We start from the raw sequence: 19,141 nt of genomic DNA on the forward strand, positions 1-19,141 counted from the left end.
AGTTTATCTATCCAATTGAGGTGGCTGCTCAAAAGGGAATAGAGTAGGAGGCTGTTTCATATCTGAGTCATTATCAATATCTTCTTCGTTACTTGGTCGCGGAGGTTCTTGCTGAACTGTATCTGTCTTCTTCTGTCCATCACTTGTTGCTTTTTGGGCGTTTATTAGTGCCTGTCCCACAGCCGCAGCCGCAGCCACAGCTGGATCTTGGGCTTGCGGATCGTAGGTTTCTAGAATCAGCGATCGCACCTGCTGTTGCCCGGTAGTAGTAGTAACTTGAAGTACCAATGTCATAGTACTAGGCTTTGGGTCAAGATTTAGAGATATCGAGCCTTTTAGAGGTACATTTCCAGGTGCGGGAAGTAACTGAACCTGTGTAGAGTCACTAGCATCAACCTGCCAAGCAAAAATTAGAGGTAAAATCTTTTTATCTTTGCTGATGGGAATGAGATATTTGTTGTTAACAGGCTTACCATTGATTGTAAACTTGAGAATGCGCGGTGGTCTAGGAAGAATTTTAATTATTTCTGTCTGTTTTGGTTCAAGCTTGTCGTTTTCCTCACCTTTGGGAATTGCTTTCAGTGCAAAGACGTAACTACCTGGTTTCTTAATACCAGTTTTTACCTTCTGGCAGACAAGCTGTTCTTCAACAGTACATAACTTCCGCAACTCGCGGGGAATGCCCTGGTTGAAGTCGTATGTTTTTACAGGACTTACTATTAAATTGTCAGGAGTACGACCGATAATTTGTAGTGATTGCAATTCTTCTGGATGTGTCACAGACCAATTGAGGTGAATCTCATCATCCACGAGCTTGCTAGATTCCTCAGTTTTTCCCTTTGACTTGTGACTTCCGACTTCTACCTTCTGTCTTTTTTCCCCTGTCTCTTGTCCTGGGGCTTCTTGATATATCGGTTGTGTTGAGTTAAAAACAACAATAGAAGGCTGGGGAATAGGAACAATTGTTACTGGGGTAGTTTTACCGATGTCTGTAACAGCACCCCGCCCTGGCTTTGGTAGAGCAGTCATTTCAAAAACGTAAGTTGCGCTTTTGCGGGCGCTGGTGCGAACTTGACCACAAGTTAGCGAACTTTGGTTTTTCGTGCAGAAAGGTTGCAGATCCGCAGGTACACCTTGATTAAAATCATACACTTCTGGACGAGTCAGAGGTGTACCATCAACAGACAATCCGACAATTTTCAGAGTTTGCAGGCGATTAACATCGCTGATTTGCCAGCCAAGATGCACCACATCGCCATTAACAGCTGAATAGGTAGTATCTTCTGGATACAACTCGACAATTTTAGGCGAGGGAGGAATTCTAAATAATACCCACCAAATTAAATAGGCAACTGCCCCCACACTCAATAAACCTAAAAGTAAAAAAGGTAACAATTGCCATAAAGGACGGGCTTCCCACACCAACACTCCAGGTATTCTATTGTTAGCGATAGGCAAATGCTGTAAATCTTCTAAATCAACGCAAAAGTTAACAATTCGCCCACCACCAATTAGCGGACGCCGCCACCACTTCTGTGGCTGTACCTGCAAGTTGATACCTACGGTTTCCTGCGGCTGCACGAGTGCTTGAGACTGCTCTAAAGTGTAAGAATAGATTTCTAACTCATCGAGATTCTTGACTTGTAAAGAAATCTGTCGCTTTATATTGCCAGAGTTGGTCAACTGTACTTGAAATAATCCTGGCTTAGTTCGTACCCGACTAATAATTGAGCGTAATTCTGTCTGAAGTAGATGTCTGGGTGGTACTTGCAGATAAACTAAATCAAGCATTATCAAGTCTGGATAGTTTTCTGAATATAACCGCAAAGTTGGGACATAGTTCCCAGAGAGCGCATCCATACCTGGAGTAATCACAAGCATGATTACCCCACACTCGCCTGGGTTCAGGTTCAAACTGTCAGACTGAACGATTAATCCAGTGCCTTGGAAACCTTGAGGATAAGTAACGGTAAACCAACTTTTAGGCAAATCAGAACAAACCAGCCGAAAGCGATCGACGCGATCGCCCCGGTTTTGCACCAATACTTGAACAGGCAGCGCCCCTCCCTGCTGAATCACAGCCAGGTTAGTAGAACTGCTGACAGGTTGTAAGATAAACGTAGGCTCACTGGTACTAACAATATCATTAGTACTAGGCAACACTTGGATATACTGTTCGTACCGAATTGGTGTATCTTCGGGATAATGCTCGTGGGCATCAACTACCAAAATATAATTGTAAGTTCCTGGTAGCGTATCAACAGGCACATTAAATGTAAAGACGACCTCTTCACTCTGTTCTGACCCTAACGCCAAATATTCTCGCCCAGAAGTACACCAAGAGCGCACACCTGATGATATTTCCTCAATGTAGACTTCTATAACAGCACTTTGCTTGCCCTTATTGCCTAGCGTCACACTTAAAACAAAAGTTGACCCTGCCGACACAGCATCTTTGCCAGAAGCGCTTAAAATCACGAAGAGTGGTTTTGCGCGAGTAGAGTTGAGAAGACTGCTACTCAGTTGCGTATCTGCTATATGTGAGTCCAAATGTTTGCTTAACATTATCTTGTTTTTTTTGGGGAAGAGCTAATAGTTAATGGCTAATGGCAATGAGCAATTAGCAATTAATGACAATCCGAGAAAAACTGTTTAACCCGTTGCTGTTTCACTAAATGTTCTTCTGAGCCACTGACAACTAAAATTTCATCTCGAATGCGTATTATGTCAACACTTGTCAGCGATTTTGCAGAGTGCATGAGTACTTTACCTGTTAAATTTTTACTGTTACGCTCCCCCTCCTCATTCAAAGACCAAAGCTTTGCCTGACCGCTTTCGCCTGCACTTGCCAAGTAACAACCATCACTACTCATAGCTACTGCACGCACTGCTTGCGAATCGGCAGTCCACTCATCTACCAATTCACATTTAGCTTTGCTCCTCAAGCAAGGACGTAAGTTCCAAATTTTGATTGTGCCTTGGTTGTCTCCAGTTACTAACAGATTAGGCTTGCTGTCACTAGAGGCTAAAGTAAAAATATAGTCTTTATTAGTGTTAGAACCAGTAGATACAGAACGTAATTGATTAGCTTTCAAATCCCAAAGAGTTAGTTGGTTGAATCTGCCAGCAATTGCGAGATGACTTTCTGCTTCCCCAACCAAAGCCAAGGCATTTACTGCAAATCCTACCTGCTGCTTGCGAAATATCCGGCTTGATAACCCATCTAGCGTCCACTGTACAACTAATCCGCTACCATGACCGCTAAATAGCGATCGCGAGTCTTTGCTAAACATTAAATCAAATACACGGTCATCTATTTTAGCGGTGAAGGGAGGCTCGGCTTTTCCTGACAGCAAATTAAACAACTGAATTTGACCGTTTTCAAAACCTACTGCTACTTTGTCGTTGTTCACAGGGCGGTAACGCACCACTCGCACGGCTTTATTTGCTCGTGGCAACACTCCTAGAAGCGCTAACCCATTTGATTCCACGCGCCATCGGCGGATAGTTTGGTCATTAGAACCGCTAACCACTTCCTCAGCTAATCCGTTGAACTGAACAGTGTTCACTGTATCTGTGTGTTGTTGCCCACGCCAAAATAACCAATTACCTAAAGCTAGACTCAACATTACTCCGATGCAGAGTCCTCCTAGTTGCAGCCATTGGGGAATTACAGGCAGCACCTGTAACTCTAATGTTTGGGTATCATTGTGTATTTCAATCCGCTTGTCATTTGTGACAGCTTTGGCTTGTAAAAATTTGCGTTTTGTCCAACCCAGCCAAGGACGTTTTTGCTTCACCTTGAGGTTAAAGTGCGTTAGTCCCCCCTCTTTGAGGTCTGCTTTTTCTGGCATCACCTCAAATTCAAGACTAGAAATTTGGGATTTGGAGTTTGGGATTGGCTCGTTTCCATTATTTGACTGCCTAAGAAGATGGATTTTAGATTTAATTGAATCTACAATCCCAAATATTAAATTTAAAGTCTTTTTTTCCTCCTCGACATAACTGACTTCAACACTTGCTTCCTGGCGGAGATTACTTTGATTATCAAATTGGAGCGTATATTCAGCACTATCAACATTTCTATCACGCCACACACCTAGTTTCTTTGGTATTTTTTGGCGTAAAGGAATACATTCAAAATTTATAAATCCTTCAGGTAAAACAGTTAAATAGCCTTGGACATGAACCAAAGGCGCTTCTGGCTGATTTGCTTCAATGGTGAAGGCGTAGCGATCGCTCAATGCTTCCGCAGTTGTGGGAATGTAGCACTCAAAAACTTCTTTTATCTTTTCACCAACTGGAAGTAGCAGACGTTTCTCGGTTCCCTCTGGAAACCACGAGGAATCTAAACCTAACAAACGCAGAGTAACTTTGGTAGCTCGTGGACTATAGCTTTCTAAAGAAACAGGAATCTGAAACTTTTCTCCCGGATAGCGCTTAAACTCTTCGTTAGGTAAGTCAAGTTGCGGTGCCGCAGCGCCTGTTCCTGGTATTATCAACCTCACCACCAAGCGACTATCTGAAGACGGTAACTCTAGAGAAAAAACCCGCACTGTCATTGTTATTAAACCTGTAAATCCAGGTTTAGGGCTATCAAGTAGGGTGATAGAAAACTGAGTTGAGTCACCTGGAGGTTTTTTAGTACAAACTTCCGGGGTTATTCTGTACCAGTTAGCACTTTTACCAGTCTTAGCCCCAGCTGCTAGCAATTCTACCTGAAAAGTTGCAAACTGGTCGCTATTATTAACCACCATAACATCAAAAGATACAGGATTTACCCCAGGTTTCAGTGTTATTTCTTGTGTGGAAATCTTCGTAAATATAAGTTCTTTTAACATAAGAAATTACTAATTATGAGTTTATCAGTTATAAATTTTAATTTAGTATTTTTATGAATAAGTACCCTTATTGAATTAACTATTAATAGACACTTCTTTAGTAATTTGCTTTACTAACTCAGGACTTTTTATAAGTAGGTTTTGCCATTTTTGTCGATCAATCACAAACAAAGTTGTTGGTTCTAAGGTGCGTGCTGTTGCAACTTCAGGGATACTTTCTAATAGAGACTGTTCGCCGAAAAATTCCCCTGCTGAGAGAATGCTTAAGGGCTTTTTCAATTTTTCAATGTGAAGTTCTACGCTGCCTGAGATAATTAGATAAAATTTGTTGTTTAGTTCATCTTCTCGATAAATAACAACATCTGTAAATAAAGATTCTTGGTAGCCAACTTCAATAAGTTGTTGTAATAAAATCGAATTAAACTCTTGAAAAGAAGGAACTTTATGCAGCAGGTTACTTAAGTTTGGTTTAGGAAATGTAGTTTTTTCCCTGCATGAACGCGATCGCATTAATAATTCTTGGAAATCAACATTACCATTCATCTGCTTTAATAAAGCAGTTTTCTTGGCTTTGTCAGTTTCCGAAAGCAACTGCTGCACCCGGTCTTTGAGACTCTTTTCACGACTATAAACTATATCAGCCATTTCTTGAAACACCCGTGCCAATTGCCCAATTTCATCAGAACGCTTGGTTAAGAGTGTGAGCCTGTTTAAGTCAAATTCACTAGATGCAATTTGCTTTGCTGCATCATTCATTTCCAGGATAGGGTTGGTTAGCCAGCGAGTCGCCACTAGCCCTAGCAGCAAGCTGAACGCTAACGCACCAATTCCGACAACAATAGTGACATTTCTAGTGTGCTGGAAACCTGCCATAAATTCTTTTTCCGGCACAACTAAGACTACCAGCCACTTAAGACCATATTTGTCTTGAAAGGGAGTAATTTGCACTAAATTAGGTTCTGTCCTTTGTGAAGAAAACTTAAATTGCTGTTTCCCTTGAATTTTGCTAAAGCCACTGTATTTATTGTTTACATATTCAGCAGTGTCTTTAATCAGTGGCTCTTGAAAAAAATTCTTAGCTTCAATTTGTTTGCCTTGATCGTCAAAAATGCGATTGTCAGTTGATGCGGCAATTAATTTTCCCGAAGGTTCTACAATAAAAATTTCTCTAGAATTACCGTGACTCAATTTCTTAAGAAATTCACCGATTTGAGTCAAGAAAAAATCTACTGCCAAAACGCCTTGCAGCTTCCCACTACCTTTTTGATAAACGGGACGTACTGCTGAGACGCGCAGTTGAATTTCTTGAGTGTTTTTTTTCTCAAAAACTCCCGTCCAAGTCGGCTTTCCTGCTTTCACCGCCGTTTGATACCAGTTACGCTTGCGGGGATCGAAGTTACGTTGTTTATTTGACTCATTCCCACGATTTCCTTGCTCGTCTGCTTCATAGGCTACATATACCCTATTAATAGACGCATCGGCAACATTAAACATCAGTTCATCCTGATTACTCTTTTCTCTAATAATGCTTCGTAGTTTGCCAGACGCTTCGTAACCAAATAGAATGCCATTCACAGATTTAAACGCCTTGGCTTGATACCAAAAATGACGCTCTAATTTATTCGGTTCTTCCAAATTTAATTGGCCCTGCACAATTGCATCAGCATTTATTTGATTAATTAGATGCGGTGTTTCTAAATATTTTCTCAGATGTTCTGTAATCTGCTCACTCATCGTTCTCATACTTTGCTGCGAAAAATGTTCAGCATCGTGATGACTTGTATATAAAGCAATCGTTCCCAACACTCCTACACAAGTTAGTAGGGGAACTAAAAAAGCAATTGGAACAGTTGTTTTGATGGAAGGCATTTTTTTAGTTAGAAGTTATAAGGAACTGTTAATTGCTGATTGCTAATTGCTAATTGCTAATTTTTTCCCATTGGCCATTAGCCATTAGCCATTAACCATTAACCATTAACCCTTAACAATTTGCTGCAACTGCGTTAATTGATGATGATGCCATGCAAAATGCAGAATATTAATTCCCATTTCTTGGGCACCGCGAATAGTTTCTCTTGATAGCGATAAAGTATCATCAATTCCCCAAGCGCTAGAAAGTGAACCAACTACTAGTACAATGCCACCCCAGTTAAATAGGTGAATCGGGTAATTTTGCACAATTGGTAATTGAGCAAAGAGAAACGGTTGATTACGTAAAGAATGGTTAGAACTCAAAGTATCTGAATTGGCAGTAATAATGCCCATATCTTCAGCAAAATCGCGGATTGGTTGCAAAAATTCCCGTAACTGCTGAGTTAAATTTGACTCAACGGCTTTAAGTTCAGTTTCTAGCTCTTGGCGAACTGAGGTGATTTCCGATTCGTCGGTGAGGTTGGCGATCGCAAATCGCAATTGCTGTCTGACGGCACTTAGTTCAACAATATTCGCCTCTTGTATCGACACTTCTAGCAGTATCACTGCCCCACCTGCCAAATATTGACGTAAAGTCTGACGCTCAGACTCTTGTAATGTCAACAGTTGCCCAAGCGTGAAAAAGAGCAAATCGTAATCTAATTGCTCTGCACCTGCTTGCAATGTCACCTGGTTAACTGTTCCCTGTATAGCTGGGTAAAGAGCCGTAACTGATTGCATCAGGTAAGAAAACTTTGCAAAAGTCACAGCATCCCCCGTCTGTCCCGGAATTACTTGTGCTACCCGGACTTGCTCTAAACTTCGGACTTGTGCCAGCTTGCGGTAGCGTAGATCCAACTCGTTCGCTTCAGGATTTAGTACATCTGTGGCTGGTTCTAGCTGCACCTCACCAGGTTCGAGCAAAATCCGACACAGTTCTACATCAGTATCATTTGGTGGTGTAATCTTTTCATCAATCCGAAAAGTTTCTTGAAGCAGTTGCCGTTCTTCCAAACCTTGCAGACGGTCTGGATCTACATAATTAATCACCACATATACCACCAAAGAACCGCTAATAGATGGCTCTGAAGCGATATGAAATGCTAGCGGCTGCGGTACTACAATCGGGTTGCCACTATGGTCAATGGCAACCCCTGGTTGAATTAGCAGCCAGCGCCCATCCCGGTAGTCTTGTGCTACTTCAGAAGGTGGTGGAATTACGCAAACTCCCAGTCCGCTAACAATACCAGCTTGGTGTAGCGACTGATAATAAATATTCTGACGTTGGCGGTGATAATCATGAGCCAATCGCCAATGCTCGGCTGTGAGCAGCAAACCATTATTAACTTGTAGTCGTTGTAAAGGCTTAATTGATAAAGGTGGAAAGTGTGAGGACATAAAATATTTAATTGTTGATTATTAATTGTTAATTGCTAATGGAAAACTGAGTAATTGCTAATATAAATTCTAAATAATTTGCAAATATAAAAATTTTATAATTTTTTATCCTCTGCGGTTTTTTATTTATATTTTTAGTCATTAGCTATTAGCGCTTTTGATTCAATTGTTAAATCATAAGTACAAAATGCAGGTTTTTCTTGTTCAATAACACTACGGACAAAAGATTCATCAATTTGATTTTTATTTTCTGGGCGCAAATGCAGTGTGAAATGGAACGGGCGGCTACCACCTACAATAGAGTCTTCCCCTAACTTTGCTTCTCCAAACACACACCCTCGACTAAAAAATTCGGTAATTCCAATATGCTTATTTTTCTCATCAGATATGTGGTCATCTAAAGGTAACTCTGTTGCTAAGTGCAAGTAAAAACGCAATCCCCGCCGCGTACCACGCCATTGATAAATCTGCATGGCGCTTTTAATCAAATAGCGTTGTCGTTCCAGTCCGATTTGTGGTGTTTGATTCCAAGCTACCCAATGAGCCAGAAATGGTAACATCGCTTGAGGTGCAGTCAAGGGGTCAAGGTAAGCCCAGAGATTTTCTAAGGTATGAACGCAAGGTTCTAAGCTTTGCTCAAAGATTTTGAGAAAACGCCCGACAAAATCCACTTCCCGATAAATAGCAGGCAGGAAGTTGAGGTATAGACTGGGAGGACGTACATAAAGATTGAATGTAGTACTCTCTACTTGTCGCCTACTTGTGTCTGATTCAATTAAGTAGGCGTGGAGATGAACTATATAGTTGAGCTTGAGAGTTTCGTTAGGGTGTAACGCTGAGAGGGACTCAAAAAATTCAGTAGGTATCCTAAAATACAGCACTGCTTCCATCTGCTGACCCACACGGACTTCAGACCCCTCCATCCCAATGCGACACCACTCTTGAGGAAAGTCTCCTTTTACTTGCAAATCCAACTGTACGGGGCGAGATCCCACATTTCTCACTTGTACCACCATCTCGCTCGGTTCTCCTGGGCGCAGCAACAAGTTTAAATTCGGGCGCTCTTGAGCGTTTGTACCCATTCCTCCCCAAGAAATAGGGCGTTTTACTTCCGAAACTGGTATTGCTTCCGGGATTTGCATTGGAGTCAATTGCAGACTTAGAAGTTGGTTTTTGTGGGATTGTGTCATGAGTAGGGAATGGGGGGACAAGGGGACAAGGAGAACAATTCACGCCTTCTGACTTCTGAATGCTGACTCCTGACTAAATTACAGTAATTGCATGACTCGATCGCAGTTCACTATCTGCCCAGGAGCAGATTAGTCCCAGAGTTCCGGGGTTGATGATGTTATTAGGTGCTAGAGAGCGCGTCCAAGTGGAATCTTGTCGGCGGAGTTCAAATAAAAGGATGGTTCCGAGAAAGCGGACTCCGGTTGTTTTCTGAAATAAGCTGACGATATCTGATGGGTAGACGCTAGCACCAAATTGCCAGCCTTTACCATCAAGTCCACCTGTGAGTGGGTTGAGGAAACGGTATAAGGCTACTTGCAAGCTGCGGATAATCGCTTGCTGTGCATGAGGATTGTTGTATTCTGGCTCTAGCCCCACTTCTGCTTGCACGGCAACACCAACATATTCTGGTTCCCGCAGCCGCACTTGTACGCCCAATAAGCGTCGCTCATCTAGATAACTGAGGATTTGTGCGCTCAACGCTTGGTTGAGTGCGAATTGAGCCGGGTTGATGCCTTCAGCACGGTTAATGCTGTCGGTGTTGGCTTGCGGAACAATTAACAAGTCAACTATACCTCTGGTAGTTTCGTCATTGGCGCGTGGGGGGCAACACACACGAGAAACAGCACCTCTGCCAGCTTGCAGTGCCAAAGTTTCAAAGTCTTCGGGAGTAACGGCGCGATCGCGTGTCCTAAGTATTCGTGGCACTCGCATCACGGCATCTTCTAAAGATTCCGCATCAGCACCATTCCGAGCGGGGACATGATTTATTACCCTTTCTACATAAGGAATTGCGGTTTTGGGAATTCGCAAGGAGCCGCTAGTTACGTTGCCTTTGCGTCCGCCTCCTGTGCGGTATGCAACCATCCGAATCAGCGAACCTTTGGGGGGGATGGCTCCATACTGTCGTTCCATCTGTTGGACAAAGTGCGCTTGTTCTCCAAGTTGGGTGATGCTTTCACCAGCGATTTGTATTCTTCCCCGTAGCTGTACTTCTTCGCGCATCTGGGCTGGTTCCCGAATTAAAAAACCAAACTGCACTTCTCCTGTGAGCGAATCAATCCGATAGTGGCGGTCAGATGGACTCGAATCAGCAAAATCGTTGACCTCGCTCCAAATCTCCGGCAACCCACCAGGCGGCGATATCAGAATGTATTCTCCTGGTTCTCGCGGCAAAATTGAGGTATTTTGCAGTTGAAATTTCTGTCCGGGAGTGCCGTCACTTTTACCAATTAATTCATCTAGTACTAAATTACACTGACTGGCATTCACCGTCCCGCCTATGGAACGAGCGGAAATGCTGATTAATTGAGGCGAGTAAGTGTATCCTGACTGTGTACCCATTGGTAGCGTATAAACACAGCGCAGCCAGCGTCCCTGATAAGCGGCAAAGTAGGTGACGGGAAATTCTTGAGGCAAGTGCAACACAACATCAGCTTCGGCAACGGTGTTGGGGGCGGGGGGTTGCCCATCACTAAAGCTGAAACCACGGGTGCCATCATCGGACTCTTGCAAGAGAATCGGTTGCCAATATTGCCCATTCCAAGCTTCCCAATGGCGGGGCGGTGTATCTGGGTTGATACCTGTGGATGTAGCGGCTTCTCCCCGTAGTTTGATGGCGAGGACGTTGCCGCTAATTGGCTGTTCGGGACTGAATACCAGGTAAAAACAGTTTCCCGGTTGGGGATGTTCTTCAAAAATCGACTGGGCGCGTCCTTCCCAATTGTCATTATGTCGCGTCCAGAGATTTGTCAGGCGATCGCGTAATACTGTTGGTGTTGTTTCTGCCGTCCTCGCACTCAACAAGTGGGTAATTTCCGGCTGACCAATTCTCAGAGTTTCGTCAGTACTAAAGACAATTGCTTCTTCTGTTTCGGTGCGAATAGTCGCAACTTCTCTACCTGCGGGAATTTCGTAAGTATGGGGAAGGGCAGAACTCAGGTAGAACGTTAGTTCTGTTTGGGCTGGGGCGGCTGGGAGCAAGCGAATACCCAGCATTTCCAGAAACACGACAAAATTACGTCGCGGCACTTGGTTAAAGCGCACCATCATCTGGTCAGTCAGCCACGCAAACAGTTCTACCAGCGTGATACCAGGGTCGCCCGGATTGTAATTCGTCCACTCAGGACAATAGCGCGGGATGCGAAGAATGCACTCGTCTACTAAGTCTTTGAAGGTGCGATCGTCTAAATTTGATTTTGGTAGTTTTGGTAAAAATTCAAATTCTATGGTCATTTTTTACATTGCTAATTGCTGATTGCTAATTGCTAATTGCTAATTGCTAATTGCTGATTGCTAATTGCTGATTGCTAATTGCTGATTGCTAATTGCTGATTGCTGATTGCTGATTGCTGATTGTTTTTTCGATTAGCCATTAGCCATTAACCATTAACCATTAACCATTAGCCATTAACCATTAACCATTAACTATTAGCCATAAGATAAAACGGAAAAACCAAACTTCGCTGTTCGTGGCTATTCCTGGGGTGATATTCAATAATAATGTCTAAGCGACCACGGACTGGATCTGGTTCGGTACGCACTGCATCAAGGATAATTCGGGGTTCCCATTTCACTAGTGCTTCTTGGGTATACAGTTTTGCCAGCAACAGCGTTTGTGTATTCATTGGTGCAAAGATTAACTCTTCTAAACGACAGCCAAAATCTGGTCGATACACCCTTTCACCCAATCTAGTCCGCAAAATAATCAGTATTGATTCCTCTATATTTGGGATTATGGAACTTTGTTGTACAGTTCCCTGAACGCTAACTCCGAGTGGAAATGCCCATCCTTTACCCAAATGGGTTTCGTTGTTTTCTTCTGACATATTACTCTTCTGAGGTTGAGTAGTTTTCGGTATTTAACATCTAGTCCCAAATCGGAACTAGATTGATTATTAAATCCCGAAAAAAGTGATGTAGGTATTCATTAATACCCCTCCCTAACCCGACCCTAATAAAGGGGAGGGAACTTGATTTACGGTTTCCCCCCTTTCTAAGTTGGTGGGGAGGAATTGCCACCGGAAGAAAGGAAGGGAACTTGATTTCCGGTTTCTCTTGGAAAGGGGAGGGAACAAGATTTATTTTTCCCCCTTTCCAAGCTACGGTGTATACACAAGTCTGAAGTGGCTCAAGAATCTGGGTTTTACCCCACCCTAACCACTACCCGAATTCAATAAACGACTACCCAAATTCAATAAACGACTACCCAAATTCAATAAACGACTACCCGAATTCAATAAACGACTACCCGAATTCAATAAACGACTACCCGAATTCAATAAACGATCGCCCGAATTCAATAAACGATCGCCCGAATTCAATAAACGACCGCCCGAATTCAATAAACGACTAGATTTAAGAAGAAATTCGACTTGTGTGTACACGGTAGCCTTTCCAAGGGAGGTAATTTTACTTGTGTCTAAACCGTAGCTTTTATAAGGTGGGTAAAGGATCTACTGAAAATAGAAGCAAAACGCTGTAATTGTTTTAAACAACTTTGAGCCAATATGGTATGTAATGTAAATTATATTTAATTAATTTTGGATTCAACAGTAATATCACTGAAATGTGGCAAATACCGTCAGTGTTATCGCCGTAAAATCCCAGTTATGAGACAAAGAGAAATAATTATACCTAAACGGCGTGGAGAACGAAAAGTACTATAAAACGCCACACTGCTGCTGATTAAGGGGTACTGGCTGTAATAGATGAATGTAACTACTGAAAGTTATAAATATTTATATAAAACTCCATAACAATACTGAACTGTAAAAACCCTGATGCTGTGCCAAACTGGGACAGTCATATAGTTAATACTAAAATCTGGGGTTCCTAATGACACAGCAACCGCTTCAAAAAAAAGCTTTATCGAAATCAACTGCTACACCTAGCTCATCAGAATTTCTGCAAATGCGACCTTTTGCACAAACAAGCAAAACGGAAACACAAGAGGATCTTGTACCCCCAAATTTACAAGCGCAAGTAGAGCGAGCCAGTCGATATGGTTACAGTTTTGGAAAGTTAGCGATTCAACCCAAACTGACTATTGGTGAACCGGGAGATAAATACGAGCAAGAAGCGGATAGAGTAGCAGCGCAAGTGGTGCAGCGTATAAATCAACCTGATGCAGTGTCTTCTAGGCAAGAAGAGAATATACAGCGTGTGGAAAAGCCAGAAGAGTCAGAAATACAAATGAAATCCTTGGTGCAACGTCGGGAAGCCATTGGTGGAGAAGAAGCATCAACAGATTTGGAATCAGCAATTAACAGTGCAAAGGGTGGCGGACAGCCATTAGATGCAGGTCTGCAACGGTCAATGGGACAAGCAATGGGCGCTGATTTTAGTGGGGTTCGGGTACATACGGATGCTCAGTCAGACCAGTTGAATAAATCGATTCAGGCGAAGGCATTTACGACGGGGCAGGATGTGTTCTTTCGCCAGGGGGTGTATGAGCCAGAGAGTAGTGGGGGGCAGGAGTTGATCGCACACGAGTTGACCCATGTGGTGCAGCAGAAAGGGGGGGCGGTGATGCGAGCGCCTTTCCCAGCCACACAGTTATCGCAACACCCAAACAGCGAATCCACAGTACAGTTGAAACCGAAAAATATCTCAAACAAACACATCTTAAAGGTAGACAATGCAGGAGAAGTAACGAATGAACCAGCAGAGAGAGATGACCCACCGGTCTCCTACCCATTGAATTTGGCATTAACATTGGGAGTGCTAGCGACCAAAGGAGGGGAGGCGACAGGCGGACACTTGTTCAAAAGGGAATATGGAGGTGCAGATGACTACAAGAACGTAGTTACCTGGAGTGAAAAAAGCGAAGAAAAGTATACAAGTGGATTTGAAAAAAAGTACCTGGAGGAAGCAAAATTAGAAGCGACCGGGAAGGGGGGATGTGAGAGGAAAGTAGAAACAGCAGCAAGTTTTCGAGATTTCACCGACCTGGATCTGAACACGATCGACCTACCGGACAAAGAACAGAACGGAAACATAATAAGCAATAGGACAATAGGAAAAGAATCCAAAAACTCGGAGGGAAAGGCGGCGAAGTATAAGTTGACGAAACTAATAAAAGGAGCAATGGAATCAATACCAGATCAGGTAACAGGAAAAGTAAAAGGCAAAACGACAGAAGTCAAATGGGAGAGGCAGGGGAAGCTGATGAATATGGATGGGGGGATAAATGAAGGGAGGGTAGCCCAGGTGTTTGAAGACATATTGGACGGCGTAGGGGAAACCGCACAGATAGATCGTGCAATACGGAAGATAGATACCATGTGATGAAGAGAGAAATTCTACTATTTCCCTGGGCTGATTTTGTTGGCAACTTTACTGTTTTTAATATCTTCAAATTGCGATCGCTAATCTTGTAGTGCGATCGCCCTATTAGGGTGCGGAAACGTTGTGTAAAGCACCTTTTTGGGTTAGAGTGCGATCGCCTGCTCTTGTAGGGTTGCAAATATATATGCCATGATTTCTCAGAAAATCGCCAAATATTGATTGATTTTTTGCCGACATTATCATCTTGCTACTATCTAGCGATCGCTTGTATTACGCATAATCTTTTGTTTACCCATGAGTTATGATTAACCATTAATTTTGATGATTAAAATCATGCGGGTAATTAGTCGGAGGAGTTTACGAGAATTTTGGGAAAAGCATTCAACAGCTAGAAATAGCTTAATTTTTGGTATGACAGAATCACTAAATCTGAACTTGAGAATTTTATCCAATTGCGTCTACTATTTCCCTCGGCTGATTTAGTTGGCAACTTTACTGTTTTTAATATCAGTGGGAATAATTATCACTTAATTACTTACATTGACTATCAAGCACAAATTATCTTTATTCGTGCCGTTTTAACCCACGCAGACTACGATAAGGAGAATTGGAAAAATGACGACTGGTTTAACAACCCCTAGCCCTTATTATCTTAGTTTAATAACAGAATTTGCACCTCGTCCTATTACAAATGATACTGAATTAACGGCAACTCAACAAAGGATTAACTCAATATTAGATAAAAGCAATCTTAATCATGACGATCGTGATTACCTACAGGTATTAGGAATCTTAGTCTATGATTATGAAGAAAAAAATGAACAATTGCCAGAATTAACTGATAGAGAATTATTACAAACATTAATGTCAGACTATAATCTCAAGATACCAGATTTTTTCGGAATTTTTCCGCAAGAACAAACAGTTTTAGACATATTAAACGGAAAACGTCAACTCAATCCTCAAGAAGCTTTCAAATTGCGATCGCTAATCTTGTAGGGTGCATTAACTGAAAGTATGACACCAACCCTACCCTAAACTAAGCGATCGCTAATCTTGTAGTGCGATCGCTTTCTGTGCTGCGAGTGCGATCGCTCTTGTAGGTTGGGGTAAGATCGCGTTATCGGCTGTTGGGTTTCACTTCTCTATGGGACGCTTTGCGATCGTTTAACTTAACAAACAAATTCATGGAGAATAAAACGAATCTAAAATTTCGTCAGGTAAAGGTGAATCAAAGGTATCAGCAATTGTCAATTCGCCTTTAGCTACTCCAAGAGGACGAGCTTGATTGTGTTGAATTAAAATTTGACGAATGATTTCAATTTCATCATTAGACAAAGGATTATTAGGGTCTAATTCTTGATGATTATCTCGTAGATAATGCCATTTTTCAATTATTTTTCGCGAAGATTCATTACGCGGAATACCTGTTTCTAGTACCTCATCCAGTAGACGATCGATATTATTACTCAATTCTGTTAATGTAACCTTTTTCATTGTGTTCCTTTCCCTAAAATCGCCTGACGAAATTCTCTGACTGCTTCAACCCTTGAAGTTTGGGCAATTAGAACACACCGTGATAGTAAATCGATATCCAGCTCAGTTAGTCCAGGAAGCTCACTACGGTAAATTCGCTCATAGTTTTGCTCTTGCAGGTGATAGAGGGAGAAAAATCCATCTTCCCAGAACCAGACTTCAGGGACACCTAATGCCTTGTATCGCTCCAGTTTGTTAGAACCGCCACTGCTAAACACCACTTCTATTGAGATATCAGGGATGAGCTGCTTCTGACCAAGCCAGTAAGACTCATCGGCTTGGGCAGATGCTGTTCCTTGACATTCCTGAGTCATCGACCCAGCAGGGATAAATTCGATGCCCTTCTCTATCAGAAACAGTTCAATTAAGAACCCAATGATGGTTTTGAAAAATTCGTGGTCTTCTCCAGGCGTCAGAATCTCAATTGTGCCGTTGTAATAAAATAGCCGCACACCGTCATAGCCCTCAAAGCCTTTTTGGATTAGCTTGAACTGTTCCCATGTGCCATCGTAACGAACAATTCGTTGGTCGGTGGCTTTGTTCAGTAGTTGTACCATCGCCTTCGCCTCATGCTCGTATTAGGTCAACTTAACGCGAAATGGGCGGTTAGAAACAAACATCTCATTTAATCATTCTACTAAATACCTGGAATCTCAGATAACTCACATTTCAACTCTTCCACAGCAAAACCTGTGGCTTTCTGCCATTCCTCAATCGTAAAATTGTAGCCGTGTTGTTCTGCCATTTGTACAAATGTCTCCACATCAGGAGCAGTATTCAGCCTTTGGCGCAAATTGGGATTAACCTGAGCTTCTCTAAATAGTCTGGTAACTTCTTGCTGTGCCATAATTTACTCCTTAAATAACGAAAATTTTAAGTAATTGCTAATTGCTAATGGCTAATTGCTAATTGCTGATTGCTGATTGCTCATTGCCATTAACCATTAACCATTAGCCATTAGCCATTAACCATTAGCAGTCTTAACCCATCCCTTCACCTCAACATCAGTAAGTTGTCTTTCCATCTTCATGTACTCGTTCTTAGCGGCTTGCAAAATATGCTCCATCCGCACGGGCTGGTCGGCTTCGGCGGCAATAAAGGCCGCGTTGAGAGCGATGTTCCGAATATTACCGCCTGCTACCTGCAATTTTGCGAGTTTCCACTCATCAAGCTCTTCAATAGGTGTCTGGCTGGGAAACGCCTTGAGCCAAATCTCTGCTCTTTGATTGATATCAGGAAACAGAAACTGGACAATAAACCGGATGCGGCGGAGAAATGCCTGGTCAATGGAATTTTTGAGGTTTGTTGTCAAAATAGATAGCCCTGGATAAGCTTCCATGCGCTGCAACAAATAGGCGACTTCCATATTGGCGTGGCGATCGTGGGAATCTTTCACCTCAGAACGCTTGCCAAACAAAGCATCTGCCTCATCAAACAGCAAAATTACACCGCCCATCTCCGCAGCATCAAACACCCGCCCCAAGTTCTTCTCTGTTTCGCCAATATACTTACTCACCACTGCACTCAAGTCAATGCGGTATAAATCTAACCTGAGTTCTCGTGCTAGCACCTCCGCCGCCATCGTTTTACCTGTGCCACTTGCTCCAGCAAATAAAGCACTGATTCCCAGTCCTCGCTTACTTTTGCCGCCAAAACCCCAGCGTTCGTAAACTTTGGTGCGTTGGTGAATGTGTTTTGCTGCTTCTCGCAGTACTTCCTTTTCGCGTTCCGGTAACACTAAGTCATCCCATCCCGCCGAAGTTTCCATACGTTGTGCTAGTTCATCCAAACGCGGACGCGCTTGAATACGGCAGATGTCCCAAAGAAGCAGAGGGGGAGAATTAACGTCTCCTGACTCCTGACTCCTGGCTTTCAAGCAAGCGGCACGAATGCCACGATCGCTAAGGTTAAAGTGAGAAACTAGGGCATCAACGTGTCCGTTGAGGTTGGGGGCATCGCTCAAAGCTTTCTGCCATAATAGACGCTGTTCTTCAGAAGTGGGGCTGGTAACGTCGAAGGTGATTAATGGGCGATGCTTCTGGCGACGGCGATCGCTACTCAATAGAATTACAGGCACTTGGATGCTTTCTAGAAATTGAGAAATCGCTTTTTCTTCCTTCCTATCCAGCATTTCTAGGCGATCGCACTCTAGTAACAAGGCCAGATTATTTAAACTAAATTCCCGTTCCCACAGGCACTTGACCGAGTTAAGAATGCTAATATCTGTGGGCAGTAATTCTACAGAAAGAGTGTAAGGTACAAAGTTAAGTTTGTCACAAGCAGTGGAGGCGATCGCTAAAAGCGAAGCCGCATCGTTGCCACATAACTGCAACAGTGGCAGTAGCGGTTCTGATGGCGTTAGATACCAAATACTTACCATCTGTTCTACTAATTGCCAGTGGGAAGGAACTAGTTCTTCGCTCTTGGCTACAGCTGCGCCCATTGCTACAAGCCGTTCATTGAGATGATATGTACCCGTGAGATAGTGCAAAATTTGCTCGTCAATTCGCAAAGGACTGGTAGTGAGAGTATTACCAGCGCCAATTTCAATCAGCCGCGATCGCCGCAATGAGCCAGTGGGAGCCAGCGCTTCCCAGTAAGCATCTTCCAGCACCGCCAAAGCCAGACTGAAAGTAGGATAGTTCTTCTGGGCATCTCCTTGAGCAGCCGCACAAAGCGGAGCAAAACTAGCATCTAACTCCACCCCCGCACACAAAAGCAATACATCCCGTTCAAACGCTGACAAATTGAAGGTTTGACAAAGTTGTTCCAAGGCTGATGGGGGAGATGACGCAAAGAGTGACAAAGGTGGGGGCGTGGTGTTTTCTCCAGCTTCCTCCCCCTGCATCAAAGCTTGTCGCACACGGACAAGTTCTTGCATTAAGTAGCGTTGATTTTCTCTACGCCAGTCAGCATTTCTGTAAAAAATCATCTGT

16 protein-coding genes are annotated in these 19,141 nt (G+C 42.9%); 3 read left to right on the forward strand and 13 right to left on the reverse strand.

The annotated features are described in order from the left end of the window. Positions 1 to 3 precede the first annotated feature (3 nt). The 8 genes from RMY16_RS10925 to RMY16_RS10960 form a co-directional block, all read right to left on the reverse strand. On the reverse strand, positions 4 to 2,565 hold the full coding sequence (locus RMY16_RS10925) for a hypothetical protein (protein WP_322736370.1): 2,562 nt from the start codon (positions 2,563 to 2,565) through the stop codon (positions 4 to 6). Between the two features lie 62 nt (positions 2,566 to 2,627). After that, positions 2,628 to 4,841 (reverse strand): hypothetical protein, encoded by a 2,214-nt coding sequence (locus RMY16_RS10930; RefSeq protein WP_322736371.1) that lies wholly within the window; start codon positions 4,839 to 4,841, stop codon positions 2,628 to 2,630. 75 nt (positions 4,842 to 4,916) lie between these two features. After that, positions 4,917 to 6,710, reverse strand: coding sequence for a cache domain-containing protein (locus tag RMY16_RS10935; RefSeq protein WP_322736372.1), 1,794 nt, complete (start codon positions 6,708 to 6,710; stop codon positions 4,917 to 4,919). Between the two features lie 105 nt (positions 6,711 to 6,815). After that, on the reverse strand, positions 6,816 to 8,150 hold the full coding sequence (locus tag RMY16_RS10940; RefSeq protein WP_322736373.1) for a hypothetical protein: 1,335 nt from the start codon (positions 8,148 to 8,150) through the stop codon (positions 6,816 to 6,818). A 134-nt stretch (positions 8,151 to 8,284) separates the two neighbouring features. Further along, the gene (locus RMY16_RS10945; RefSeq protein ID WP_322736374.1) at positions 8,285 to 9,292 is read right to left on the reverse strand and encodes a phage tail protein; all 1,008 of its coding nucleotides are present in this window, start codon (positions 9,290 to 9,292) and stop codon (positions 8,285 to 8,287) included. A gap of 121 nt (positions 9,293 to 9,413) precedes the next feature. Continuing rightward, complete coding sequence (locus RMY16_RS10950; RefSeq protein ID WP_322736375.1) at positions 9,414 to 11,615, reverse strand: putative baseplate assembly protein; 2,202 nt, start codon at positions 11,613 to 11,615, stop codon at positions 9,414 to 9,416. 188 nt (positions 11,616 to 11,803) lie between these two features. Further along, on the reverse strand, positions 11,804 to 12,208 hold the full coding sequence (locus tag RMY16_RS10955; RefSeq protein WP_322736376.1) for a GPW/gp25 family protein: 405 nt from the start codon (positions 12,206 to 12,208) through the stop codon (positions 11,804 to 11,806). A 327-nt stretch (positions 12,209 to 12,535) separates the two neighbouring features. Beyond that, positions 12,536 to 12,766, reverse strand: coding sequence for a hypothetical protein (locus tag RMY16_RS10960; RefSeq protein WP_322736377.1), 231 nt, complete (start codon positions 12,764 to 12,766; stop codon positions 12,536 to 12,538). Between the two features lie 451 nt (positions 12,767 to 13,217). Between RMY16_RS10960 and RMY16_RS10965 the strand changes: the two genes are divergently transcribed. Then, entirely contained in the window at positions 13,218 to 14,669 is a 1,452-nt protein-coding gene (locus RMY16_RS10965; protein WP_322736378.1) for a DUF4157 domain-containing protein, read from the forward strand. Positions 14,670 to 14,774: 105 nt separating this feature from the next. Here RMY16_RS10965 and RMY16_RS10970 read toward each other — a convergent pair whose 3' ends face one another. Then, a complete protein-coding gene (locus RMY16_RS10970) occupies positions 14,775 to 14,906 on the reverse strand; it encodes a hypothetical protein (RefSeq protein WP_322736379.1) in 132 nt (43 codons plus the stop codon). A gap of 215 nt (positions 14,907 to 15,121) precedes the next feature. Between RMY16_RS10970 and RMY16_RS10975 the strand changes: the two genes are divergently transcribed. Next, positions 15,122 to 15,310, forward strand: a complete 189-nt coding sequence (locus RMY16_RS10975) for a type II toxin-antitoxin system HigB family toxin (protein WP_322736380.1) — start codon at positions 15,122 to 15,124, stop codon at positions 15,308 to 15,310. After that, a complete protein-coding gene (locus RMY16_RS10980) occupies positions 15,285 to 15,668 on the forward strand; it encodes a transcriptional regulator (protein ID WP_322736381.1) in 384 nt (127 codons plus the stop codon). The genes RMY16_RS10975 and RMY16_RS10980 overlap by 26 nt, the downstream gene beginning before the upstream one ends. Before the next feature lie 186 nt (positions 15,669 to 15,854). On the opposite strand, the gene RMY16_RS10985 is transcribed toward RMY16_RS10980, so the two are convergent. The 4 genes from RMY16_RS10985 to RMY16_RS11000 form a co-directional block, all read right to left on the reverse strand. Further along, on the reverse strand, positions 15,855 to 16,166 hold the full coding sequence (locus RMY16_RS10985) for a hypothetical protein (protein ID WP_322736382.1): 312 nt from the start codon (positions 16,164 to 16,166) through the stop codon (positions 15,855 to 15,857). Then, complete coding sequence (locus RMY16_RS10990) at positions 16,163 to 16,762, reverse strand: Uma2 family endonuclease (protein WP_322736383.1); 600 nt, start codon at positions 16,760 to 16,762, stop codon at positions 16,163 to 16,165. Before RMY16_RS10990 ends, RMY16_RS10985 begins: the two co-directional genes overlap by 4 nt. Before the next feature lie 80 nt (positions 16,763 to 16,842). Beyond that, the gene (locus RMY16_RS10995) at positions 16,843 to 17,052 is read right to left on the reverse strand and encodes a Nif11-like leader peptide family natural product precursor (protein ID WP_322736384.1); all 210 of its coding nucleotides are present in this window, start codon (positions 17,050 to 17,052) and stop codon (positions 16,843 to 16,845) included. 117 nt (positions 17,053 to 17,169) lie between these two features. Beyond that, positions 17,170 to 19,137 carry an ATP-binding protein gene (locus RMY16_RS11000; protein WP_322736385.1) on the reverse strand — a complete coding sequence of 656 codons (1,968 nt, stop codon included), beginning with the start codon at positions 19,135 to 19,137 and terminating at the stop codon, positions 17,170 to 17,172. Between the last annotated feature and the right edge of the window lie 4 nt (positions 19,138 to 19,141).

The sequence above is a fragment of the Nostoc sp. DedQUE12b genome, assembly GCF_034530835.1.
In the GTDB taxonomy this organism is placed as follows: Bacteria; Cyanobacteriota; Cyanobacteriia; order Cyanobacteriales; family Nostocaceae; genus Nostoc.